Source organism: Leptospira perdikensis (assembly GCF_004769575.1).
Taxonomy (GTDB): domain Bacteria; phylum Spirochaetota; class Leptospiria; order Leptospirales; family Leptospiraceae; genus Leptospira_A; species Leptospira_A perdikensis.
This window is the reverse complement of sequence record NZ_RQGA01000007.1, coordinates 62,382-85,279: the sequence shown is the minus strand read 5'-3', so window position 1 is coordinate 85,279 and position 22,898 is coordinate 62,382. Positions and strand designations below refer to the sequence as shown.

Sequence of the window (22,898 nt, the reverse complement as noted above, 5' to 3'; positions counted from 1 at the left end):
TTAAATGGCTGTGAGCCCGCCATCAACGGTCCAATTCGATCCGGATATGTATCCAGATTCTTTTTGAAGGAGGAAATTGACCACACGAGCAATTTCGGAAGGTTCTGCAATTCGCCTAACCGGTGTCTTCTCTATGATTTTTGATTTATGATCAGAAATTTGGTCTTCTTGAATTCCCATCTTAGTATCCACAAAACCTGGACTCACTGCGTTGGCGGTAATTCCAAACTTACCCCATTCATCAGCCACAGAACGAATAAAGCCAACTAATGCATGTTTGGAGGAAGAATATGCAACTGAGTTTGCTGACCCCACAATGGATAAAGAAGATGCAATGGCAACAATCCTTCCAAAATTTTGATTTTTAAAAATGGGTAAAAGTAATTTGGATAAAAGAAATAAACTATCTACATTAATTCGAAAAATGGAATCCCATTCTTCGATAGAAACATCGGTAATGGGATGGTAAGGCCCACCAAATCCAGCATTGTGAACCAGGCCAAAAAGATCACCTGCCTCCGAACTTTCTTGGATGATTTTTGCGAGACTTCTTTCTACTACAAAGGGAGTTTCCGCCAAATCCACTTCTCTATAAGTCTCTTGGAGGATGGGGGATGTGGGACGGACTTTGTCCAAGTTCCATACAGAAAACCCCGCAAGGACGAGAGAGCGGACAATCTCTCTTCCAATGCCACCACTGCCACCGGTCACGAGTACAATCGATTCCTTGAATTCCATGGGAACTATAAGATTCCTTTTCTTGGGGTAATGGATAAGTCATCTACAAAGATAGATTTAGGCAAGTGGGAAATACTCCACAAATACTCGGAAATGTCCGAAATTGTAACCATATCATTCTTGTCAAACTGGGGTCTTGTGTCCCAAATTTCTGTGGCCACAGCCCCGAGGCTGATATGAACTACCTTAGTTCCGAAGGGTTTCCACTCTTCTCTTAGGGCTCGAGCGATTCCTAAAACTGCATGTTTGGAGGCACAATAAGCCACAGATTCGGGGAATCCTTGTTTTCCGGCAGTTGATCCCAGAAATACAAAGCTAGAACTGCGAAAAGAAGCTAAAAGTGGAGCAAAGGCTCGCGAAAGTAAAATCAGAGAGTGGACATTCAAATCAAAATGGGATTTTAAATCGACTTCCTTTAAATCGGCAATGGGTCCAAACACTCCATCCCCCAACGCAAAGTAAACCACAAGGTCTATGTTTTGGAATGCGGAAGAGTCTCCAGATTTTGTGAATCCATATTTAGATAACAGAGAAGTTTGAAAACTTTCTATGTCTTTTGTATTTTTAGCATCGAAAACAAAATTTCCCTTTTCTGCTTTGGAGAAAGAATCGAGAGTCTGTTTCCCCTTTCTAGAGAATCCGAAAAGAGAAACGGATTTGTCTTCTAAAAAACGTTTATGAAGCCCTTGTCCAATTCCGGAACCAATTCCAAAAATATACACATGGGCCCCGTCCTTCATATACGCCTTGCCATCACTTGTAATAGAAAATGAACTGCTTCCAAATGTTTGTTGGCTTCTGCCACCGACTTCCCCCAAACCGTAGGACCATGGCCTTCGATAAGTAAAAAAGGAACTTGGGGTCTGCCCTTGGTTTCTATATAACGTTTGATTTCCGAAGCAATCGTTGGGACATGAGTATGATTATAAAAAACAGGAAACTTTAGGTTTGGTTTTTCATCCCAGATCCCAAAGGCCTTGATGATTTCAATTGGTGGCAGAGGAAAATCGCGAAACCCCTCTTCCTTATCAATTCCAAATTCTAAAAGATTGGAATCCAAAGTATGGACATGAAGGGCCGCACCTGCATCCGGTATCTGAGAGTAAACCACCTGATGGATGCTAGTTTCCGCTGAGGGTTTCAGTCCCTCTCCCGCAGAAACCAAAGACCCATCGGCAACAGAAACACAAACAAAATCTTTATCGGTAAGTTCTCCCTTATGTTTTCCGGAAGCTGTGATCCAAAATGAATCTCCTGCGCGTGCAGAAAGATTGCCGGCAGTGGCATACATCCACTGCCTTTCATAATAGGTATGGGAAAGTTTGGTAAGTTCTTGTAAAAAAGAAAAAGATTCCAAATCTATTTGTTGACTCGCTCCACGTAGCTCAAATCTCGAAGGTCAATTTTTACAGTGTCCCCTTGTTTGATAAAGATAGGAACTTGGACTTCTCCCCCAGTTTCCACTGTCACTCGTTTGAGTGCAAGACCTGTTGTGTCTCCTTTCAATCCATCCTCTGCATAAGTCACTTCCAATATAGCAAAGTTAGGAGGTGTTACACCAATTGGTTTATCATTGTAAAACGCAACTTCCACTGGAGTTTCTTCTTTCATAAAAGGAAGGATGTCTTCCACATAATCTTTTGAAACAGGGATTTGTTCGTAATCGTTGACGTCCATAAAAATGATTTGGTCACCATCAGCATAACAGTACTGCATTTTGCGGCGTTCTAAATCCACACTTTCCAGTTTTTCTGCAGCTTTGAAGGTTCTTTCAATGGAAGAATCACGGACAATATTTTTAAGTTTGGTACGGATGAATGCAGAACCCTTTCCTGGGTTCACAAACTCGGTTTTGACGACGGAATAAAGCTCACTGTCGATCTTGAGGATCATTCCTTTTTTTACTTCTGTAATGCCTAAGTTCATAATTTCGTTACTCGTAAACAAAATCCGAGGGACTTGGCCTTATGTCAACCGAAGTATGGTCATAAGCGATGACTTGGTCGGATTGGAAATGGCAACTACAAAACCGAATCACTACATGTAAGGATTTGGAAGAAAAACTGACTCTCACTCCCGAAGAGAAGGAGAGTTTTGTGCCTGCATTAGAGGAATTTAGTTTTGCCGTCACCCCCTACTATTTGGAACGAATCGATCAAAAAAATCCGAACTGTCCCATCCGCAAACAAATCATCCCCCGAGCGGGAGAACTTACCAAAAAACCCAATGAAGTAGAAGATCCACTGGCAGAGGAACGGTACATGCCGGTAAAAGGTGTGACCCACCGTTACCCAGACCGTGCCATTTGGTATATTTCTCATGTATGCGCTGTGTATTGCAGGTTTTGTACAAGGAAACGAAAGGTATCTGACCCAGAAGAAACTCCCAACCGTAAGGAATGGGAAAAAGCATTGGAATACTTTCGCACCCATACAGAACTAAGAGAGATCATTTTGTCCGGTGGTGACCCACTCACCCATGCTGATTCCTCACTTGATTATCTTTTGGGGGAATTAAAATCAATCCCTCATCTCAACCAAGTGCGGATCCACTCCCGCCACCCAGTCACAATGCCTATGCGTCTCACCGAAGATCTCTGTGATGTTTTTGCCAAACACTTTCCTTTATATATGGTCACTCATTTCAACCATCCCAATGAAATTACGGATGAAACCAAAATGTATGTTATGCGACTGATCAAAAAAGGTCACGTTTCCGTTTTCAACCAATCGGTTTTACTTTCAGGGATCAATGATGACGAAAAAATCTTATCGGAACTCAATTATAAATTAATATCGATCGGGATCAAACCTTATTACCTCCACCAATGTGACGAGGTATTTGGGAGTTCTGATTTTGTTGTACCAATTGAAAGGGGAATTGAAATCTATCGTAAACTACGAGGATTCCATTCAGGAATCACGATACCAAATTATGTAAAAGACCTAACAGGTGGTGGTGGGAAAGTACTCCTCACTCCTGATTACCTGCAAAAGAAAACAAAAGATGGGTATCTATTCCAAAACTATTTAGGAGATGAGTATGAAGTGGGCCATTAAGGTTCTCCTCGTTTTGATTTTCTCTCAAATTACCGTTTGTCAATCCACAAAGGAAAACAAACCAGAGAAAAATCCAGAGGTTCCCAAACCAAATCCAAACTTGGAAACAAAAAAATCGCACCTAACGAAAGAACTACGACTTACCTATCATGCAGTTTGGGTGGCAAAAGAAAATTTTGAGCTCCTAAAATCTGGGTCTATTTTTGGAACGGGGAATAGTTACGAAATTCGGTTGGACGGAGAGGGAAAGATCCAATGGATGAGACTATCTTCCACAGATAGAGAGAACCAGTCCCGGTTTCCTTATTTCTACCAGGACGAAGTACAAAATCCAGATGTTTCCTACTTTGTTTGGGGGACCAAAAAATGTAGTGTCCTTGTTTTCTCACTCCCTGATTCCCAACTTTATGCCCGGTGGGAAGGGATTCATAATGGGTTTTTACTGGTTTTTGAGACCATCACTCCGAACTCCATCGGTTCCAAGGAACTCGCAAAACAACTCCACCAGATGGTTCTCCAATCTCTGGACCTCTACTAGGTTCCAGGAAATCCAACAAAGCCTGTTTTTTTAGAAAAAAAGATTAGGCAAATAGGGAGTGGCCGTTAGGCTTTGAGGAGAAATTTTATGTGGTTAAAACTCGGTGAATCGGAAGTTATCAATTTGGATTACATTGCCTCCATCAAAAAAAATCCTAACCAACCTTCCATTGAAATCATTTACCAAGATCTCAATAATGTAAAATCTCTTCCTTTCCCTGGCAATGAAGAACGTGATCGTGCCTTCAAAGCCATTTTAGAAAATTTATCCCGAATGAAATTATACTTTGAATAAACAATGGAATTTGAAGCACTAAACCCTAATCTCTACGCACAAGTTTTGGATGAATTAGAACTCATCCCGTCGACAAAACCCTACCAAATTCTTTTTTATGGATCACGGGAACGAGGGGACTTCCACCAAGAATCCGACCTCAATTTTTATTTGGTAGCTCATTCCACTGACCAAATGAAATCTCAGTTTATTGATTCTATTTCTCGTGCCTTACAAAAGTTAGAGGATGTGGCTCCGGTCAATATGATTGCAGGAGATGCTGATTCTCTTCGCCACAGACTCAAGATTTCAGAACCAGGAAGTTTACAACTAATGGAAGCTTCTTCTGTATTTTTCGGAGAAGGAATCATCGATGATCTGCGCACGGACTGGGAAAAATGGAAACAGAGAGAAATCCCAAAATCGGATCTCATTCAATATTTAGAAAAAAGAATTCGTTTCTTTAAACAACAAGTCACTAGAAATATTAAAGATGAAATTTCCCAATTGGAAAGAATCACCACTCTTACCCTCCATATTTGGGCACTACAAAACATTCATGACTTAACCCATGTAGAACTTTTAAAAATGGATACACCGGACCAAATGGCACCACTGTTTACCAATCTTTACAGGAAAGAAATGGAAGATTCTGTTTGGGAACTTTTGGAATTACAAACCCGCGTTCGTAAACTCAAAGTGGACATTCGTTGGAAACGAGAAGTTTCTCGTGAAGACATCCACGAAACCAAATACAAACTCATTTCACTTCGTAATGATGAAGAGTTTATGATGAACCTTTGGGCTTAAAAACCAAAGGTTCACTCAACTATTTGTTTTGACCCGATTCCAAAAATTCGGGAAGAAAAGATGAATACCCTCTTTCTTTCAATTTGGATTTAGGAATGAACTCCATCGACGCCGAATTCATACAATAACGTTTGTTTGTTGGACTTGGCCCATCATCAAAAACGTGACCCAAATGGGAATTGGCAGCTTTCGAACGAACCTCTGTTCGTAACATTCCATAAGAACGGTCTTCAATTTCGACGACATTGGTCTTTACAAGAGGTTTTGTAAAACTAGGCCATCCAGTGCCCGACTCAAATTTATCTTTCGAACTAAACAAAACTTCTTTCGAAACAATGTCTACATAGATCCCTTCTTCGTGATTGTCCCAATATTCGTTTCGGAAGGCAGGTTCTGTTTCGTCTTGTTGGGTGACACGATATTGTAAATCGGTTAGTTTTTTTCTTAGTTCTGGATTCTCTGGTTTTTTCGGAGACTGAGAGGAGGTTTCGAAACAAAAAGTTGTGAGAAATAGAGAACTCACAAACAGGAGAAAAAACAGAGACAAAGTCGTCATTCGGTTCATAGGACTTAGACCAGGAAAAATAGAAAATTTGCTTTCCTTTATGCGAAATTGATTTCGTCTAAACTTCGTATGCTGATTGCTCCTTTACCCAAAAATGAGACAGCCCGTCTTTCTGTCTTAAGAAGTCTCGAAATCCTGGATACTCCTGAAGAGGAGATGTTCGATGAAATCACAAAACTGGCTTCCATGATTTGCGACGCTCCCATTTCTCTTGTCAGTTTGGTTGATGAAGCAAGGCAATGGTTCAAATCTCACCACGGACTCGAGGATCGCGAAACACCAAGATCTTTAGCATTTTGTTCTCATGCTATTTTAGGGGATGGACCATTCGTGATCCCCAACGCCAAAGAGGATATCAGGTTTTATAACAATCCCTATGTGACCGAATCACCCAATGTCATGTTTTACGCAGGAATCCCCCTTGCCGTGAGTGACCAAATCAAATTAGGAACTCTTTGTGTCATCGATAGTAAACCAAGAGAACTGAATGGGGAACAAATGCACATGTTAAGTTTGCTTGCCAAACAGACCATTCGATTGTTACAAATGCGAAAAGCTGCCGAACGGTTAGAAATTGAAAAACTCGCTGCCGAAAAAGCCACCGCTGCCAAAAGAGATTTTATTGCCGCCATCAGCCACGACATTCGTAATCCCTTAAACTCCCTACTCGGTATGTCAGAAATGATTCGGGAGACAGAACTACAACCATCTATCCTTAGTTATGTGGATCATATCAGAAATGCAGGGAAAGTTATATTACATTTAGTCAACGATACCATTGAACTTTCTAGGTTAGAGGAAAATGCTAGTGTATTAAAAAATGAATGGTTTGAACTCTATCAATGTTTTCATATTTTGGATTCTTTTTTTACAGAAGAAACCAAACGTAAAAAAATAGAATTCCATTTTCAAAACAAAGCAGATCAAAGAACTTTTCTCTATACCGACAAAAGAAAAATCGAAAAAGTAATTTGGAACCTTATGGCAAATGCGGTTAAGTTCACAAATAAAGGAAGTGTTACTTGCTCTGTTGATTTAGAAATCAAAACAAATGAAAGTGCAAATCTACATATTGAAGTCAAAGACACGGGTCCTGGAATTTCTCCAGAAGTCAAAGATCGACTCTTCCAAAAGTACAATGAATTTGTTCCTGAAGGCTGCGGAATTTCTGGTTCCGGGCTTGGCCTTTCCATTGTCAAACTCTCACTTGAAGAAATGGGTGGAGAAGTACACGTGGAATCAAAGTTAGGTGAAGGTTCCGCATTTAAAGTCAAAATTCCCGTGATTTGGAAACTAGAAGAAAACCAATCAGAAAAAATCAATCCGGCTACTTCAAAATCAAATTTACCAATATTTTCGAAACCCCAAAAAGTCCTAATCGCCGATGACAATGAACTCAACCGAAAAGTTTTAAAAAGTTATTTGCGACCGCTAGGTTTTGAAATCACAGAAACAAATAACGGAATTGATACGGAAAAAACGTTAAATGAATCTTCTTTCGATATCGCTTTTTTGGACATTGAGATGCCAGGGAAACATGGGACGGAAATTGCAAAAGGATTGGTTGGAAAACCCAATAAACCCGCACTTTTTGCCTGTACAGGGCTTTGTATGCCGGAAGAACGAAACCACATTCTAACCTCTGGATTTGATTATTTTATGCCCAAACCCTACTTAAAAGAGGAACTCTACCTCCACCTAAAAGAAATCGCAGCGAAGGTACCCAGGGCCATTTAGGTATTTTTGCCTTTCTTTTTTAGGCCATTTTTTTATTGTATCCTATTTCCATGACTAAGAATGACACCGAAGTTGGAAATGACTTCCAATCCTTCGGATTACGTCCTGAAATACTACAAGGAATCACTGAAGCAGGCTTCGAATCACCAAGCCCTATCCAAAAACAAGCGATTCCGCTCGTATTGGAAGGAAAAGATTTAATCGCACAAGCGCAGACCGGAACCGGGAAAACTGCAGCTTACGGACTCCCCTGTTTGAACCGAATCAATGTGAATGATGGCATGCAAGTGCTTGTCCTCACACCGACTCGTGAACTTGCTCTGCAAGTATCAGATGAATTGTATAAACTGGGAAAACATTTAGGAATCAAAACCACTACCATTTACGGTGGCAGTTCCTATTCTAAACAAATTACACAAGTGGCAAAAGGTGCCCAAGTTGCTGTCGCAACTCCAGGAAGACTTCTCGACCTATTGAAAGGAAAGGAACTTAAAAATTTCAAACCTTCCATGGTGATATTGGATGAAGCAGATGAAATGCTCGATATGGGCTTTATGGATGATATTGAATCCATCTTTAATCTACTGCCAACCAAAAGACAAACCTTACTTTTCTCCGCAACCATGCCGGAGCCCATTAAGAAGTTGGCAAGTAAGTACCAAACGCACCCCGCTCATGTAAAAATTGCAGCAACAGAAAAATCTTCTAAGAACATCGAACAAGTGTACTACGTGATTGATGAAGCTGAACGAGAAATTTCTGTAGTTCGAATTTTGGATTATGAAAACCCTTATAAGGCAATCATCTTCACAAAAACAAAAAAAGAAGCAGACGATTTAAAAGCAACCCTTGGTTTCAAAGGATATCCAGTAGAAGCACTTCACGGAGACCTAAACCAAAAACAAAGAGAACAAGTTTTAAAAAGCCTACACGATGGCCGCGTTAAAATCCTTGTAGCAACAGACGTTGCCGCACGTGGACTAGACGTAAAAGATTTGTCTCTTGTGATCAACTACCACCTTCCTTTTGATAGCGAAAGTTATACACATAGAATTGGTCGTACAGGTCGTGCTGGAAAATCAGGAAAGGCTGTGACTCTTGTAACCACAAGAGAATCTCGTGCCCTTCTAAGACTAAAAGGTACTTCTGGAATGAACCTTACCATTGCTGCTCTTCCTACTAAAAAGGAAGTACTCGCAAGACGGGAAGAAGATTTCCTAAACAAAGTAGTGGAAACGGAAATCCACGCAGATGCAGAAGAAGTTTTAGAAAAACTTTTGAAGTTAGACGACAAAAGATCTCTTTCTTTGAAACTACTTTCGACTATGCTTGATAAAACCAAAATCAGCGGCCCTGAAAAAATCGGAAAAACACCTGGGGAATGGAGTGAAACTCCTCCTAGTGGTGGATCCGGAAGAAGACGTCGTGATGATGGTGGTGGTTCAGGCGGTGGCGGTCGCGGTGGATACCGTGGCGGAAGATCCAATAGCGAAAGAAGTGAACGGGGAGAACGAAGTGACCGAGGTGGGGATTCTCGCCGTAGTAGCGCACCCTCTTCTAAAAAAGAAGGTGGCGTTTACGTAAAGGCTGCTGGGAAAAAAACTCAGCGTTTTCGAAACAAGTAGTGGCTAACAAACCACTCCTCACCGTTTCGGTAACCCCATAACTCAGCACAGGCGAGAAAGAAAACTTTCCAATAAACAAACCATTTGGTTTTTTCTTTTTCGCCGTAAGTACTCGCAAGGATAGGCAATAGTTTATCCTTGTTGTCTATCATGTTATCATACCAAGCTTCGCTTGTTCTCGCATAATGAGTCCCATTCACAACCCAATGATTTTCGATTAAAAAATCCTTTTGGAAGTATAAAAACAAATCATCCGATGGCATCTGCCCACCTGTAAAAAAATACTTCGCCATCCAATCTGTTTCATCAATAACTTCAAAAGGATAAGCAAATTCTTTATGAGTGAAGATATGTACAAAAAACTTTCCATCTGCGACAAGGAACTTAGATAGTTTTTCAAAAAGTTTCTCATAGTTTTTCATATGTTCTAACATCTCTACAGAAACAATCCGATCAAACTTATCTTTGGTGGTAAAATCGTTCATGTCCTTTGTGATGATGGTGAGATTTTTTAACCCACGTTCTTTGGCACGTTTGTCGATGAATTCTTTTTGAGTGCGCGAATTAGAAACACCTGTAACCTTACACTTAGGAAATTGTTCGGCAATATATAGAGAGATACTCCCCCAACCGCATCCCAAATCCAAAACCTTCATTCCATTTTGAATCTCTGCTCGTTCCACAGTGATTCGAAGCATTTCTTCTTCTGACTCAGCAAAACTGGTATCGAAGGAAGGCCAATATCCAGAGGAATATTTCATCCTTGGTCCCATCACATAGGTAAAAAAATCACTAGGGACTTCGTAATGTTGTTCGTTGGCAGCCGCAGTATGAACCGCAATGGGGGATTTTTTTAACTCATTCACATAGTTTATTTTGTGTTGGAGTTGGGTCGTAGGATTTTCTTTCCTTTCTTGGCGGATACGAAGTTTCAAAAGTTGACGGATTCGAAAACGAATGAGCCAATCTGGAAAAATATCTTTTTCTAAAAGGGAATTGATACTAAAAGTTGAACCCTCATCTTTTGGGGCAGAATCATTAAAATTCATTTTTTATCCTTTATTATTTTTATTTTGAAAACCATGGGAAAAATGCATTGGTCGTCCGTTGGTATTCCCGAAACAGATCTCCTTTGGAAAGGAGAGAGTATTTTTCTGCAAAAGGAACACCTGATACAAATCGTAACAATACAAACATAAAGAGAGGTGTGAGAAGCGACAAAATCGCCATTGGTGCGGAAAGAATCGGAATGATCCCAATCCCCACCCAAATGATCCATTCAAAAAAATAGTTGGGATGGCGTGAATACTTCCAAAGACCTACGTTACAAACCTTACCTTTGTTTTTAGGATCGGCCACAAACCTGTGGAGATCGCGGTCAGAGATCGTTTCCCCAACTACTCCTAGAACAAACAAAACCCATCCCAGAAATACCATCAAATATCCGTTAGGCCCTATGGCCCCAGAATTTGGGAATAAATTCCATTGTGCGGCAAAATAAAATGGGAACGATAAAAGAAGGGCCAAAAATCCTTGCAAAAGAAAAACGTTAGTAAACATCTTTTGATGAACTTTTTCACCGTAATCTTTTCGAAACCCAGCATATCGTTTATCTTCCGGATGGTTTGTTCGGATGCGTGTGAAATAAAGAAAACCTGACAACCGAAGAGCCCAGATCCAAACGGGTATAAGCACTGCTAGTTTAGCAAATCCATTCCCACGTCCAAAACAAACAAGGATACTCGCAATCCCGGCGATAACAAGTCCCCAACCCACATCAATAACGGCATAGTTGTCTCTGTATTTTCCCCAGAACCACATCAAACTCATAAACAAAAATGTAAATATAACAGCCGCTAAATACGAAAATAATAAATTTTCCAAAGGATAGATCTTCTCCCTATACCTTGGTTTAGACAGCTTTCAGTGCGATTTGAAGTCCGAGTAGAGTTTTTTATATAGAATTTTTTCTAAAAACTTAGGAGAGAAAAATCGCATCCATTCTAAAAATCGACCGCTTAAATTGAATGTGACAAGCCTTGCTTCTTTGTCCTTTGCCACAGACATTAAAACATGAGCCACTTCTTTGGCCGTCTTCCGTTTTCCTTTGGCAGGAGCTTCTGATAAAATTCCTCCAGAAGCATCAAGGCCTGAAGTCCGTAGGGCTGTATCTGTGTAAGGAACACAAACAAGAGATACACCAAGCCCCTCTTCCATGGTTTCTATCCGAAGGGATTCGAGTGCCGCATGTAAGGCCGACTTGGAAGCTGAGTAAGCGGCCCGGCCCGGCACTCCGTACAAAGCTGAAACTGTGGAAGTAGTCACAATATTTCCTTTGGCCGCAAGAAGAAGAGGCAAAAGGCCACGTACCAATTGAATGGGGCCAAAAAAATTCGTAGCAAAGGTTTTGCGATACACATCCATCGACAGAGAATCAAATCTACCGTGGGCCGTTATCCCAGCATTATTAAATAAGATATCAATTTTTGAAACTTCCTTTTGGATCCACTCTACAGCATCTAAAACAGAAGTGGGATCAGAAAGGTCACAAGCCACGCGGTGAATGATCACCCCTTCGTGTTTGTTTTTGGGTTCTTCAATTTCTGCGGCACGTCTTGCCACAAGGACAAGTTCACAAGGGAAAAGAGCAAGTTCTTCATACAAAGCTTTCCCAATTCCACTCGTTGCCCCGGTGATCACTACCACCCTATCGTTCCAAAAATCTTTTTTCATAACGACCCACTCCTCGTATTCCCACTCGACAAAGGATAAGGAGGCCCGAGGATCTGACGAGTGAATTTTGATTTTAAATCGAACGAGGAAATATGTTAAACAAAGTATGGGAAATCCAAGGATCATTCGGATTAGAGAACCTAAAACAATCAACAAGAGATCTTTCTGAATCGCTTGCTCCCAAAGAAGTTCTCGTTCGCCTAACAGCGACTTCACTGAATTATCGTGATTATTTAATGGTGATTGGAACTTACAATCCCAGACAAAAACTCCCTCTTATCCCTTGTTCTGATGGAGCCGGTGTTGTAGAAGCCGTCGGATCAGAAGTTACTCTTTGGAAAAAAGGAGACCGAGTCCTCCCGATTTTTGCCCAGAAATGGATGGACGGGGCACCCAATATGGACAACCTTCGTTCCACCCTCGGAGGCCCACATGACGGCTGTTTAGTGAATTATGGCAAATTTCAAGAAGAAGGACTCGTAGCCACACCAAACCACCTAACAGACAAAGAAGCTGCCACCTTAGGTTGTGCCGGCCTTACCGCATACAATGCCGTTGTGAATTTTGGTGGGATTGAACCCGGATCGGATGTCCTTTGTCTCGGAACCGGTGGTGTTTCTTTATTTGCCCTCCAGTTTGCGAAAATGATGGGAGCCCGAGTCATCGTCACCTCTTCCAGTGATGAAAAACTGGATCGTGCCAAAACCCTTGGTGCGGACGCAACCATCAACTATGCAACCAAAACCAATTGGGAACGTGATGTCCGCAAACATACCAAAATGGCAGGGGCCGACCTCATCATCGAAGTGGGAGGAGCTGGCACCATGCAAAAGTCTATGATGAGTATAAAACCATATGGAACCATTGCTCTCATTGGTGTCCTTGCCGGTGGAGAATCCAGTCTTTCTCTTTACCCCATTCTGATGCAGGGGGTCAAAGTCCAAGGAGTGATTGTAGGTAGCCGCGCCGATTTTGAAAAAATGAACCGCGCCATTGAACAAAACAAAATGAAACCAGTTGTGGACAAAGTGTTCGGATTCGATGAAGTTCCGGAAGCATTACAGTATCTACAAACAGGAAAACATTTTGGAAAAGTAGTAGTGAGTTGGGAATGAAACTTTAGCGCCTCGCAAACGTTTCGAGGATCAAACTTAGATTGGATAACGCGACCGCGCTATTCGCTCCAATCTTTCCGATCTGTTTGTAGATAACCATGATTATGGGTAGGGAAAGGATTTCCGCTACTATCGCTGGCGCGGGGGGTCTCTGTAAGGACCCATCTGCACATTCCTTACGCAAAACTTTAAAATCACAAACATATTTCCCATTCTATATACTGATTGTATCAGAAGTTCGAATCTTGTATCTTTTGTATGCCCTACTAAAAGATACAATTTGCTCAGTATTCTAGCCATTCTTCATATTTTTTACTACTTTTGGTTCAAAGTGTACGATTCTTGCATTTCCGCTTCTCATAGGAGAAGACCGCAAGTCTGGTCTTTTAGAAAATGCAAAAGCGAAGATTACCAATCACCCTACTCTTTTTTTATTTATTCATTGGTTATGGACTCATTGGACAAACAGTGGCACCCGCTCCAGAAACTCCAAACATATCACCAAATACAAGTTCTACGATTCCGCCCACACAAGAACCACCAAAACCTAATCCACCCCCTTCTTGGTCTGAGGGTTTTACAGCGGGAGCCCTTGTGCGTGTACGTCCTGAAATGAAGTATAACTTAGATTTCAATCGAACCACCAATGATAACGTAGATTTTACAGGACAGAAGATTCAATTTTGGGTTCAAAAAGAATTTACCAAAGATGTGATCGCTAAAATTACTTTCCAAGATGCAAGATTATGGGGAGCGGAAAAAGGTTCTCTCACCGGTCTTTCCACTGCCAATGATGGAACAAGGCAAAGCACAGATGTTCGTGAAGCATACATTGAAGTCAAAAACAACTTCAATCTGCCATTCCATATCCAAGCAGGTCGTCAAATTTTAAGATATGGTGACGAACGTTTGGTGGGATCTTTAGATTGGACCAATGTGGGTCGAAGTTTCGATGGACTAAGACTGAAATGGGAAGATAAATACTTCTCCTCCCATATGTTTGTTACATCCGTGAGTGAACGCCACTCCGATATTGCAGGGAACACCACCTCCTTTGGAGTCAAAAACCAATATAGCCCTTATCTAGATTGTCCTTACAACGGAACAAAAGTTTGTACTTTAAAACCAGATGCCCAAAGACAAGAATTAGGTGACTCTTACTTTACAGGCTTTTATAATACCCTAAAACCTTCCGATTATTTCCATATTGATTTGTATTACTTAGGTTTACAGAAAGAATATTTGAGAACAAACCAATCATTAGTTCTTACCACCGGAGAAACGGGAACTCCAACATCTAGAGCTGGTAGATGGGATATCTTACATACATATGGAATCCGAATCACAAACAGGACCCAACCGAACAAAAAGGCTCTCCAAGCTTTCGATTATTCTTTCGAATATGCAGTCCAAACAGGTACTACAGGAAAATCCATCCGACCAAAATGGGACGACATTCGAACTGATGTGACATTGATTGATCCTTTAACTAATACAAACTACAATCATAGTCTTTATTCAGAAAAAGAAAGATACAAAACTTTTGCTTTTGGGGCCGACATTGGATACACAATCGATAAACTTAGATTAGGTGTGGCTTACGATATAGGCAGTGGTGATCCCAACAGAACGGATGGTTCCGTTGCCAGTTTTCAAAACTTATTTCATACCAACCATTTGTTTTATGGAATGGCCGACCAAGTCAGTTGGGTTAATATGAAATCAAAATCAGTAAACGCATCCTATAACTTGGGGGCTTATGGGTCTTTTCGAGTTGATTATTTTGTCATCGAAAAACATAAACTCCAGGATAGTTGGTATGATATAGCAGGAGTTGCAAAAACCGGTGCCAGTACAGAATCTATAACAAACAACCAGTATGATATGAGCCAAGTCCAGACAGAAAAAGGTGCCGGTGACAATAGACCAGTATCTATGCTTGGGAGAAGTTTGTTTCGCGAGATTGATTTTAAATACAACGTTCCATACAAAAATTTAATTTTAGAATGTGGTTATAGTATGTTATTTGCTGGTGATGCCATCCAGAACAAAGTGAATGATCGCACCATGAACTCTCAAGTTTACACAAATCAATTTTCTAAAAATGCTCAGTTTGCTTATTTGATGGTGACTGCTCAATTCTAATTTAATAAATGGAGAACACATAGAATTTAAAGAATAGGTGTCAAATCTTAGGCACCTATAAGATCATTTCAATTTTAATAACTCTGTCATCGCTTCAAACTCTGAATCGGATATTAGATTCAAAAGATTTTTAATTTGAAGTAACAAACGATCCTCACCTGTTTTACCCAAAACCTCGAACAAGGAAATAATCTCTGTCCAATGGGTTGCGATCTCTTTGAATTGGAGATGAGTATTTTTAAAGATAGGATCTTTTGTTAATTCATAGGATTCTAAAAGAAAATCTCTATACAAATTCCTAAAGATGGCACCACCCGTTCCTGCCTTTTCCATCATCATTGCGGTGGTTCCAAAATCTCTTTGGATATCTTCGGAAGAATGAAACCACTTCTCCAAATTCGAGGCTAACTTTCTGATCCCTTGATAAGATACATTGGTAATGGGAGGATTTAGATATTCACGTGCATTGTTTTTTGCCGCAAGTCTAACCACCTTTTCTAAGTTTGTTTGTTTTTTCCCTAGTTCAATTGTATAAAAAAGATTTTTAGAAGCCATGGGCCCCTTTTCGTTTCTTGCCAATTCTAAACTTTTTAAGGAAGTATGAACCTTTCCACCCTGTTGTTTTGTATCAATCAAATAAGCATTTGATTGGTCGTACCCATAAATAGCAGCATAATGTCCTGCAAAGTGAAAGGGTTTAGAAAAATACTCTAAATGAAAACAATCTAATTTCAAACCAACAGGTGTTCCCGAATCAATCAAATCTCGAACCAATGACCAAGCTTTCGGCTTAGAAGTTGTTTCTTGAATTTTTAGTTTTAGATTTAAATTTTTAGTTATATTAGCTGTTAATTGGTCTGGTTTGATCCGCCCACCGATAAAAGGAAAAGCCATCGACTTCATATTCCAAAATATAAAACTAAGACCTTCCCCAATACCAAATAACATTGGTTCGGAGAGATCTAGTCCGATATGTTTCAACAAAGTCCCTGTGGTTGTGGTTTCACAGTGAACTCCCACATAAGGAGAAATTTTATTTAAAATCATTATTTGACCTGTTTACCAACGTTCTAGTGGTTTTGCATATACAACCAAAATACTCCCGCCCAATTGGCTCTCAAGTTTTTGGCAAAGTGCCAACTCGGTAGATTCTAAAATTGCATATTTGAAGGTGGTGCATAAACCTTTTGGTTTCGCCAAGGTGCCTTTTTTATAAATTGCTAAAAAGGCACTTAATCTCTCTTCAACAACTCTGCACTCATCTTCTAATTCATGACCTGGGACAACTAAGCCAGAAAGGTCATACGAATTAAATTCTAAATCGGGAATCCAATCATAAAGAACAGTATTGCTAAGAAAAGAATTTGAATTCATCGTTTGTTTGATAACTCATCCAAGCCCAACATCCAGAGCCATCATAAGAACAAATCCAAACATGGCACCGAGGGTTGACATTTCCGTTTCTTTCCCTGTATGAGATTCTGGAATGAGTTCCTCCACAACAACAAAAATCATAGCACCTGCAGCAAAAGAAAGTGCAAATGGAAGTAAACTTTCCACATAAAAAACAAGAGTAGCTCCCAGAAGGCCACCAATTGGTTCAACAAATCCGGAAAGTTGTCCATACCAAAAACTTTTCCTGGCACTAAACCCCTCTCGTAATAAAGGAATAGAGACAGCAGCACCCTCCGGTATATTTTGAATTCCAATTCCGAAAGCAACAACCACAGCAGCCATTAAGGCTTCGTAAGTAAATCCATCACCAAGTGCTCCGAAGGCAACACCAACGGCTAAACCTTCAGGAATGTTATGGAGAGTGATGGCAAGAACAAGTAACAAACTACGTTGAAAGGAAGACTTCCCTCCCTCCAAATGGTTTTCTTCCAATCCCACATGTAAATGAGGAAGGAGTTTATGTAAAACATAGAGGGTAAGTCCTCCAGATAAAAATCCAAAACTCGAATGAAGCCAAGCAGGATTTCCAGCCCTTTCGGAAAGGGCAATGGACGGCAATAACAAAGACCAAAAACTGGCAGCTATCATAATGCCGGAAGCAAATCCTAACATCGCATTAAAAACAGGTCTCGGTACGGTTCGAAAGAAAAAAACAAAACCAGCACCGAAGGCTGTACAAAACCAAGTAAACCCAGTAGCAAGAAGAGCCAAGGCCACAGGGTGCCAAACCATCAGAGAATCTAACATCTATTTGGCTGGCATCATTCCAACAAAAAGGGAACTCATTTCTTTGGCTCGCCAAAGACCATCCGTATCTTTTTCCATTGACACAGGTCGAAAACTAGAAGCACCACGAGTGGCGACAAATAGTTTGAGTTTTCCTGTGGATTCATCACCAGAATATGGGTTGGTGTAGGTTTCCACTGTTAAAGGTAAAGTCGGCGTGTATCCATTAGCCGGTTCGGCACCTTTCCAATATCCACCAGACAACATTTTGTATTTATCCAATTGGCCGAGTAAAAACTGATCTCCTCCACCTAAGTCCACTCCATCCACTGCTGTTGGTTTGGTTGACTTCTGTCTGTTTTTAGAAAGCACAGAAAGTGTAATTGTTTTTCTGCCCAGATCTTGGTTTTTCCCATAGAGGGAAATTGCAAGTACAAGGATAGCTGCCCCTCCCTCCGCTGTGGTGGCAAGGTTTGATTGTAACGATTTAAATTCTTCAATCGTTGTGGGTTCAGAAGGAATTACTACCGCATTACGTGAAGTTAAATTCTGAGCCATCGTCGGCCCTGTTACGAGAGAGAAACAAAATACAAGTATTGGGACTTTTTTCATAATCTCAAAATGTAGGGAAATTTCCGATATTTATCAATTTATTTTCGATTGGCTTTTGAAAAAAAGAGGGGATGCTTACATTCTAGAATAAACATGCGTTATCCGACAATAAGCTAACGTAAAATAATACGAAAAATATTCTATTTCAACTCATGTAAGCCATAGTTTGATTACTACCACAAATTACCATTTCCAACTCCGGCAAGAATCCTGCTAAAACTTTAATTGGAGATGTACAATCGGCATCGGGAAAACTCCCCATTATGGGAATGGGATGGGCACTCGTCATCATGATGACATGAGTACACTTACAGATGTAACGTCTACATGTGATCGTGATGCAGGATTCCAATTCTAAAAAATAGCTAAAAAAAACTTTACGAAAGCCTTTTGTTCGCAGATGGTTTTCGTATGAAAAAAATTTCCATTTTTTTACTAATTCTAATCCCTTTCCTTATCACCGCACAAACGGTAAAGGATGCTAAAGAATTCCAATCACTCTCTAAAAAGATGTGCGCCAAAACTTCTGAGTGTATGAAAGAAAAACTAAAAGACCTTCCGGCAGACCAAAGAAAGATGGTTGAGTCTCAATTTGTGAATGGCAATGTCTGTGAAGCACGTTACAAAAACTATGTGGTGGAAGGCCAAAAACCAACAAACGACAAACCGACAAAAAAACTCACCAAACAAGACTTAGAAGATATGAAAAAATGTGCCAAGGATATGGCTGCCTTCTCTTGTGCGGATTTGGAAGATGGGAAAGTACCTGAGTCTTGCGAAAAATTCCAAGAAGAAGACTAAAATTTAACTAAACCTCCATCCAATACGGGCTAACCTCACCTAGCCCGTGTTTACCGGACAGCTTTAACAACAACCGATCCATTCCAATGGATATTCCTGCACATTCAGGAAACCCGTTTTCCAAACACCGAAGAAAATCTTCATCCATCGGAAAAACTTCTTTTCCTAATTTCTCTCTTAATTCCTGTTCTTCTCTAAATCGTTTTCGTTGTTCTTTTGCATCACTGAGTTCATAGAAGGCATTGGCAAGTTCCAAACCATCCCAATAAATTTCAAATCGTTTGGCTACCCCATCCACAACTCGAGCAAGGGCTGCACATTCCGGCGGATAGTCGTATAAAAAAACAATCCCCTCACCTAATTTTGGTTCTACCAAGTTGAGAAATACCAAAAAGAAAAGATCTTCATATTGCCATGCCTTAAGTTCTGCCAGACTAGATGTGGATAGTTTATGTTTTTCAATCGTCTCGAACAATTCCTCGCGAGAAAATCCATGTCCCACAGTTTTTACAAACGCCTCTTCCACTGAAAGATGACAAATCCAATCCGGGTTAGATGTTTTTTTCTGATCCTCTTTGGTTCCAAAATTATGAACCAACTCTCTTAAAAAAATTTCTATATAATTTCGTAAGGAACTATCATTCATACCTTTTGCATAAAGTTCTAACATAAGAAACTCTTTGGAATGAAACTCACTACCCATCTCACCGGACCGATACGTATGGGCTAATTCAAAGATCCGAGTCATTCCTCTAGCCATCATTTGTTTTAAACTATATTCTGGGGAAGTGATGAGGTAACCTTTCTCACGTCCATTGGGTGATCGCACTTCAAAAGGATCCAAATACGGTTCCATCCCCACAACGGGTTTTAAGCTAGGTGTATCAACTTCTAAAAATCCATCCCTCCATAATATCTCCCGAACCTTTCGGATCACTTGGGAACGAAAAATGAGTGTATCTTTTGAGAGTGAGACCATACATTACCTCCAATGGCAAAAAAAACAAAATACCTAAGTGTGCGCGAAGTTCAGAATGCTTATGAAATTGTCATTTTGTCTAAGAAGGTTAATACCGAATTGGAAGAAGAAATGGATTCGGTGATGCATATGTTATTCTTCCAAACAAGATCTCATATCCAAATGGATCTTTCTAACCTTCCCTACCTTCCTTTAACTCTACTCACCAAACTCTTAAATATCGCACGGGATCTCCGTTTGAAAAAACGAGTCCTTGTACTTCTTGGGCTCCCTCTTTCCAGTTATATGTATTTAAAACGATTTGGCCTCATTCGGCTTATTTTCCCAAGTGAAGCGATCCTTAGAGAATCTCAGAGGCAGTCCACGGAATAATTTCCAGGTCCACGCCCATCTCACCTAACAAAAGCATAGTCCTTTTGTCGAGAACCACACCTTTTGTAAACTCAGATGCAAATTCAACGGAAGCATAAATGGTAGACCCATAACTTTCTGTGAATTCTTTTAGGTTTTTACGAACAGGTGCTAAGGTTTTGAGAAGGTCCCAGATATGATCGAGTAACGGGAATTCAGGTCCAAGCTTCGAATTCAGCTGCCAATGACTCGGAATTGTCATATTTTCGATGTCTTTTACATCCGCACCATGATAATAATCCGGCTGAATGCCTAGTTTTTCCGTCACTTCCAGAGGCCTAAGCCTAGGTCCTGTGATGGCGAACATCGCCCACGATTTTGCTTCTCTTTGTGTTCCCGATTCCATTTTTTACTTTTTTTTTCTACTACAAGAACCAAATTGAGAAAGAACTCAAGGGAAAAACATGAAAAATATTTTGGTAATTGAGGACGATCCGGATATCGGGAACCTAATCCGGAAATCTCTCGATTCTGCTCACTACACAACCTCCGTTTTTGAAAATGGCGAAGAAGGTTTGAAATTTTACAAGTCCAATCATCCTGATTTAGTGATTCTGGATCTCTCTCTACCTGACATTGATGGTATGGAAATTTGCCGTAGCATCCGAAAGGCCGATGAAAGTACGCCGATTTTTATCCTTTCCGCAAGGACAGAGGAAATTGATCGCATCATGGGACTTGAGTTAGGTGCTGACGATTACATCACAAAACCATTTTCTGTACGTGAACTCAAAACTCGAGTGGATGTATTCTTTCGTAGATGGGATAAAAAAATTGGGATCAAACCCAATGTGGGACAAGCCGGCGAAATCATTCGTGGTGCTCTAAAAATTGATTCCATCCGCAGACGTGTGACTTTAAACGAAAACATCATCAATATTTCTAGAAAGGAATTTGACATCTTACAACTACTAGCTGGTTCACCTGGAAAAGTTTTTTCTCGTGAAATGATTTTGGAATCAGTTTGGGGAGTAGAATGGGATGGTTTTGAAAGGATGATCGACAGTCATATCAAGCGGATTCGTTCCAAACTAGAAAAAAATTCTGCACAACCAGAATGGATCGAAACCATTTGGGGAATCGGATACAGATTTACTGATAATTTTGAGAACATTGTTGTTCCAGATTAGGTAACTTTTATGGAAGAAGTGAAAAAAGACAAATCCCTCATCGATGAAATCAAGTTGTATGAGAAAAAAGCCAAAGAAATTGAACAAAGAGCCAAGGAGAAGTATATGGAACAAGTAAGTGACATCAAACAAAAGTTAGGTAAAGCTAGTGAAGAAGCTTCTATCAAAGCAAAAGAAGTAATTGATACTGTGGGAACTTATGTGAAAGAACATCCACAAAAAGCGGCAGTCATTGGCTTTGGTGTAGGTCTTGGACTTGGTCTTGCTCTTGGTTGGGTTTTTAAGAAGAAATAATTGGAACACAAAGAATCAAAACATCGTAAAAAGGGCGGAATCAAAGCCGCCTTCGATGACTTAATCAACAAAACCGTTGCTTATGTAGAAGTAATGGCAATTTATATCCAGAAGAACCTCCAAGTTTATATTAAAAATTTGGTTCTCTCTTCTGTTTGGGTTTTCACTTCTATTTTCCTAATCTTCTTAGGTTTTATCTACATCTCCTATGGAGTGTACTTAAGCATTCAAAAATTTCTTTCCGCGGGTGACCCTATCCTTGCGAGTTTCGGAACAGGATTTGGATTTTTAGTTTTTGCTATTTTATTTTTGTCACTCGTATTAAAGAAAAAATAATTCCATGAGTTTCAATCCTCTAACAGATCATGAACGGTATTTAGACAAAGATCCGAAGGACATGTCTCTTACAGAACTAAGAATGTTACTGAAAATCAAACGGATGGACTTACAACTCGGTTGGAATGAATTTGAAGGCAAAATCAAATTTTGGCAACGAGTGGTTCGCTCCGTCCGTGAATCAGGAATGGTAGACCAAGTTAGAGAAGGATTCCAATCCTACTTACAAAATAAATCTCCAAAAGAATAAGGGTTTCCCCATGCGAAGCCGATCTTTGTAAAAACAAAGAAGGATCCTCATGGCTTCAGAAGAAATTTTAGTATTTACCACAATCGGCGACCGCGATATGGCCGAAGAACAAATCTCCGAAATGTTAGAACAAGGAATCATTGTTTCCGGAACCATCTTTCCCGAAGTCGAACTTGTTTATTTATGGGAAGGAAAAATCACAGTCGATACCGAAAACAAAATCCTACTCAAAGCAAAAGCTGACAAGTACGATGCGATCGAAGAATACATCAAAAAACACCATCCCTACATTGCTCCCGAAATCATTCGTATGGACGTGAGTTTTGGAAGTCCCACCTACAAAGCGTTTGTTGCCGATAAAATTCAAAAAAATAGTTAAATCAAAAACAACACTAACATTGATCCGCCAGGTGTTGCCAGATCCCTCCTCTGGAAAAACACATTGGTGGTTCCAAAAGAATCCCTGATTCTATTTCTTTTTTCGGGCGCCTCGAATTTCTTTTCCCACCAATCTCCCAATATAGACCGACCGGGCGTACTTCGGGGTCCGCATTCGCTCCCGTCTG

The 22,898-nt window shown here is 40.3% G+C and carries 29 protein-coding genes; 15 read left to right on the top strand and 14 right to left on the bottom strand.

The features are described 5' to 3' along the window. Genes EHQ49_RS07530 through efp form a run of 4 tightly spaced genes read right to left on the bottom strand, consistent with a single transcriptional unit; the run spans position 1 to position 2,664 of the window. Entirely contained in the window at positions 1-738 is a 738-nt protein-coding gene (locus EHQ49_RS07530; RefSeq protein ID WP_135577995.1) for an SDR family NAD(P)-dependent oxidoreductase, read from the bottom strand. A 5-nt stretch (positions 739-743) separates the two neighbouring features. Beyond that, the gene (locus tag EHQ49_RS07525) at positions 744-1,478 is read right to left on the bottom strand and encodes an SDR family oxidoreductase (RefSeq protein WP_135577993.1); all 735 of its coding nucleotides are present in this window, start codon (positions 1,476-1,478) and stop codon (positions 744-746) included. Then, positions 1,475-2,095: a methylthioribulose 1-phosphate dehydratase gene (gene mtnB, locus EHQ49_RS07520; RefSeq protein ID WP_135577991.1), complete on the bottom strand. Its 621-nt coding sequence runs from the start codon at positions 2,093-2,095 to the stop codon at positions 1,475-1,477. Before mtnB ends, EHQ49_RS07525 begins: the two co-directional genes overlap by 4 nt. Positions 2,096-2,097: 2 nt before the next feature. Continuing rightward, positions 2,098-2,664, bottom strand: coding sequence for an elongation factor P (gene efp / locus EHQ49_RS07515; RefSeq protein ID WP_135577989.1), 567 nt, complete (start codon positions 2,662-2,664; stop codon positions 2,098-2,100). A gap of 68 nt (positions 2,665-2,732) precedes the next feature. Here efp and EHQ49_RS07510 point away from each other — a divergent pair, with 68 nt between their 5' ends. The 4 genes from EHQ49_RS07510 (at position 2,733) to EHQ49_RS07495 (ending at position 5,418) form a co-directional block, all read left to right on the top strand. Further along, positions 2,733-3,797 carry a KamA family radical SAM protein gene (locus EHQ49_RS07510; protein WP_135577987.1) on the top strand — a complete coding sequence of 355 codons (1,065 nt, stop codon included), beginning with the start codon at positions 2,733-2,735 and terminating at the stop codon, positions 3,795-3,797. Next, on the top strand, positions 3,781-4,335 hold the full coding sequence (locus EHQ49_RS07505) for a hypothetical protein (RefSeq protein ID WP_135577985.1): 555 nt from the start codon (positions 3,781-3,783) through the stop codon (positions 4,333-4,335). The genes EHQ49_RS07510 and EHQ49_RS07505 overlap by 17 nt, the downstream gene beginning before the upstream one ends. Before the next feature lie 87 nt (positions 4,336-4,422). Then, positions 4,423-4,629, top strand: coding sequence for a hypothetical protein (locus tag EHQ49_RS07500; protein ID WP_100791940.1), 207 nt, complete (start codon positions 4,423-4,425; stop codon positions 4,627-4,629). 3 nt (positions 4,630-4,632) lie between these two features. After that, positions 4,633-5,418, top strand: a complete 786-nt coding sequence (locus tag EHQ49_RS07495) for a hypothetical protein (RefSeq protein WP_135577983.1) — start codon at positions 4,633-4,635, stop codon at positions 5,416-5,418. A 19-nt stretch (positions 5,419-5,437) separates the two neighbouring features. Here the strand turns inward: EHQ49_RS07495 and msrB are convergent, their stop codons facing one another. After that, a complete protein-coding gene (msrB, locus tag EHQ49_RS07490; RefSeq protein WP_135577981.1) occupies positions 5,438-5,983 on the bottom strand; it encodes a peptide-methionine (R)-S-oxide reductase MsrB in 546 nt (181 codons plus the stop codon). A 69-nt stretch (positions 5,984-6,052) separates the two neighbouring features. Between msrB and EHQ49_RS07485 the strand changes: the two genes are divergently transcribed. Both EHQ49_RS07485 and EHQ49_RS07480 read left to right on the top strand, forming a co-directional pair. After that, on the top strand, positions 6,053-7,720 hold the full coding sequence (locus EHQ49_RS07485) for a hybrid sensor histidine kinase/response regulator (protein ID WP_135578342.1): 1,668 nt from the start codon (positions 6,053-6,055) through the stop codon (positions 7,718-7,720). Positions 7,721-7,770: 50 nt separating this feature from the next. Next, positions 7,771-9,345, top strand: a complete 1,575-nt coding sequence (locus tag EHQ49_RS07480) for a DEAD/DEAH box helicase (protein WP_135577979.1) — start codon at positions 7,771-7,773, stop codon at positions 9,343-9,345. Here EHQ49_RS07480 and EHQ49_RS07475 read toward each other — a convergent pair. The 3 genes from EHQ49_RS07475 to EHQ49_RS07465 are packed head-to-tail and all read right to left on the bottom strand — an operon-like array spanning position 9,324 to position 12,078. Beyond that, entirely contained in the window at positions 9,324-10,394 is a 1,071-nt protein-coding gene (locus tag EHQ49_RS07475; protein ID WP_135577977.1) for an SAM-dependent methyltransferase, read from the bottom strand. The two genes, EHQ49_RS07480 and EHQ49_RS07475, sit on opposite strands and share 22 nt — an antisense overlap. A gap of 19 nt (positions 10,395-10,413) precedes the next feature. After that, positions 10,414-11,229 (bottom strand): DUF1295 domain-containing protein, encoded by an 816-nt coding sequence (locus EHQ49_RS07470; RefSeq protein WP_135577975.1) that lies wholly within the window; start codon positions 11,227-11,229, stop codon positions 10,414-10,416. 39 nt (positions 11,230-11,268) lie between these two features. After that, positions 11,269-12,078 (bottom strand): SDR family NAD(P)-dependent oxidoreductase, encoded by an 810-nt coding sequence (locus EHQ49_RS07465; RefSeq protein WP_135577973.1) that lies wholly within the window; start codon positions 12,076-12,078, stop codon positions 11,269-11,271. Positions 12,079-12,170: 92 nt separating this feature from the next. Between EHQ49_RS07465 and EHQ49_RS07460 the strand changes: the two genes are divergently transcribed. Together EHQ49_RS07460 and EHQ49_RS07455 are read left to right on the top strand one after the other, a co-directional pair. Further along, positions 12,171-13,193 carry a zinc-dependent alcohol dehydrogenase family protein gene (locus EHQ49_RS07460; protein WP_135577971.1) on the top strand — a complete coding sequence of 341 codons (1,023 nt, stop codon included), beginning with the start codon at positions 12,171-12,173 and terminating at the stop codon, positions 13,191-13,193. Between the two features lie 393 nt (positions 13,194-13,586). Then, a complete protein-coding gene (locus EHQ49_RS07455; protein ID WP_135577969.1) occupies positions 13,587-15,338 on the top strand; it encodes an alginate export family protein in 1,752 nt (583 codons plus the stop codon). Positions 15,339-15,401: 63 nt separating this feature from the next. Here EHQ49_RS07455 and EHQ49_RS07450 read toward each other — a convergent pair whose 3' ends face one another. The 4 genes from EHQ49_RS07450 to EHQ49_RS07435 are packed head-to-tail and all read right to left on the bottom strand — an operon-like array spanning position 15,402 to position 18,131. Beyond that, positions 15,402-16,385 carry a BtrH N-terminal domain-containing protein gene (locus EHQ49_RS07450; RefSeq protein WP_135577967.1) on the bottom strand — a complete coding sequence of 328 codons (984 nt, stop codon included), beginning with the start codon at positions 16,383-16,385 and terminating at the stop codon, positions 15,402-15,404. A 12-nt stretch (positions 16,386-16,397) separates the two neighbouring features. Further along, positions 16,398-16,712, bottom strand: a complete 315-nt coding sequence (locus EHQ49_RS07445; RefSeq protein WP_135577965.1) for a hypothetical protein — start codon at positions 16,710-16,712, stop codon at positions 16,398-16,400. Between the two features lie 15 nt (positions 16,713-16,727). Next, positions 16,728-17,540 carry a ZIP family metal transporter gene (locus EHQ49_RS07440; RefSeq protein WP_135577963.1) on the bottom strand — a complete coding sequence of 271 codons (813 nt, stop codon included), beginning with the start codon at positions 17,538-17,540 and terminating at the stop codon, positions 16,728-16,730. Further along, entirely contained in the window at positions 17,541-18,131 is a 591-nt protein-coding gene (locus tag EHQ49_RS07435) for a DUF6935 domain-containing protein (protein ID WP_135577961.1), read from the bottom strand. It lies immediately after the preceding gene. Positions 18,132-18,542: 411 nt separating this feature from the next. On the opposite strand from EHQ49_RS07435, the gene EHQ49_RS07430 reads away from it, so the two are divergent. Further along, complete coding sequence (locus tag EHQ49_RS07430; protein ID WP_135577959.1) at positions 18,543-18,932, top strand: LA_2478/LA_2722/LA_4182 family protein; 390 nt, start codon at positions 18,543-18,545, stop codon at positions 18,930-18,932. A gap of 7 nt (positions 18,933-18,939) precedes the next feature. Here EHQ49_RS07430 and EHQ49_RS07425 read toward each other — a convergent pair whose 3' ends face one another. Next, positions 18,940-19,911: an amino acid--tRNA ligase-related protein gene (locus tag EHQ49_RS07425; protein WP_135577957.1), complete on the bottom strand. Its 972-nt coding sequence runs from the start codon at positions 19,909-19,911 to the stop codon at positions 18,940-18,942. Positions 19,912-19,923: 12 nt separating this feature from the next. Here EHQ49_RS07425 and EHQ49_RS07420 point away from each other — a divergent pair, with 12 nt between their 5' ends. Beyond that, positions 19,924-20,283, top strand: a complete 360-nt coding sequence (locus EHQ49_RS07420; RefSeq protein WP_135577955.1) for a hypothetical protein — start codon at positions 19,924-19,926, stop codon at positions 20,281-20,283. On the opposite strand, the gene EHQ49_RS07415 is transcribed toward EHQ49_RS07420, so the two are convergent. After that, entirely contained in the window at positions 20,252-20,668 is a 417-nt protein-coding gene (locus EHQ49_RS07415; protein ID WP_135577953.1) for a DUF4279 domain-containing protein, read from the bottom strand. The genes EHQ49_RS07420 and EHQ49_RS07415 overlap by 32 nt on opposite strands. A 58-nt stretch (positions 20,669-20,726) precedes the next feature. Here EHQ49_RS07415 and EHQ49_RS07410 point away from each other — a divergent pair, with 58 nt between their 5' ends. From EHQ49_RS07410 to cutA, 5 genes are read left to right on the top strand one after another with little or no spacing between them, the layout of a single operon-like run. Beyond that, on the top strand, positions 20,727-21,452 hold the full coding sequence (locus EHQ49_RS07410; RefSeq protein WP_002975764.1) for a response regulator transcription factor: 726 nt from the start codon (positions 20,727-20,729) through the stop codon (positions 21,450-21,452). A 9-nt stretch (positions 21,453-21,461) separates the two neighbouring features. After that, on the top strand, positions 21,462-21,746 hold the full coding sequence (locus EHQ49_RS07405) for a DUF883 family protein (protein ID WP_002979579.1): 285 nt from the start codon (positions 21,462-21,464) through the stop codon (positions 21,744-21,746). Continuing rightward, entirely contained in the window at positions 21,747-22,082 is a 336-nt protein-coding gene (locus tag EHQ49_RS07400; RefSeq protein ID WP_135577951.1) for an LBF_4227 family protein, read from the top strand. 4 nt (positions 22,083-22,086) lie between these two features. After that, positions 22,087-22,332, top strand: coding sequence for a hypothetical protein (locus tag EHQ49_RS07395; RefSeq protein WP_135577949.1), 246 nt, complete (start codon positions 22,087-22,089; stop codon positions 22,330-22,332). Positions 22,333-22,381: 49 nt separating this feature from the next. Continuing rightward, positions 22,382-22,711, top strand: coding sequence for a divalent-cation tolerance protein CutA (gene cutA, locus EHQ49_RS07390; RefSeq protein WP_135577947.1), 330 nt, complete (start codon positions 22,382-22,384; stop codon positions 22,709-22,711). Positions 22,712-22,898 lie beyond the last annotated feature (187 nt).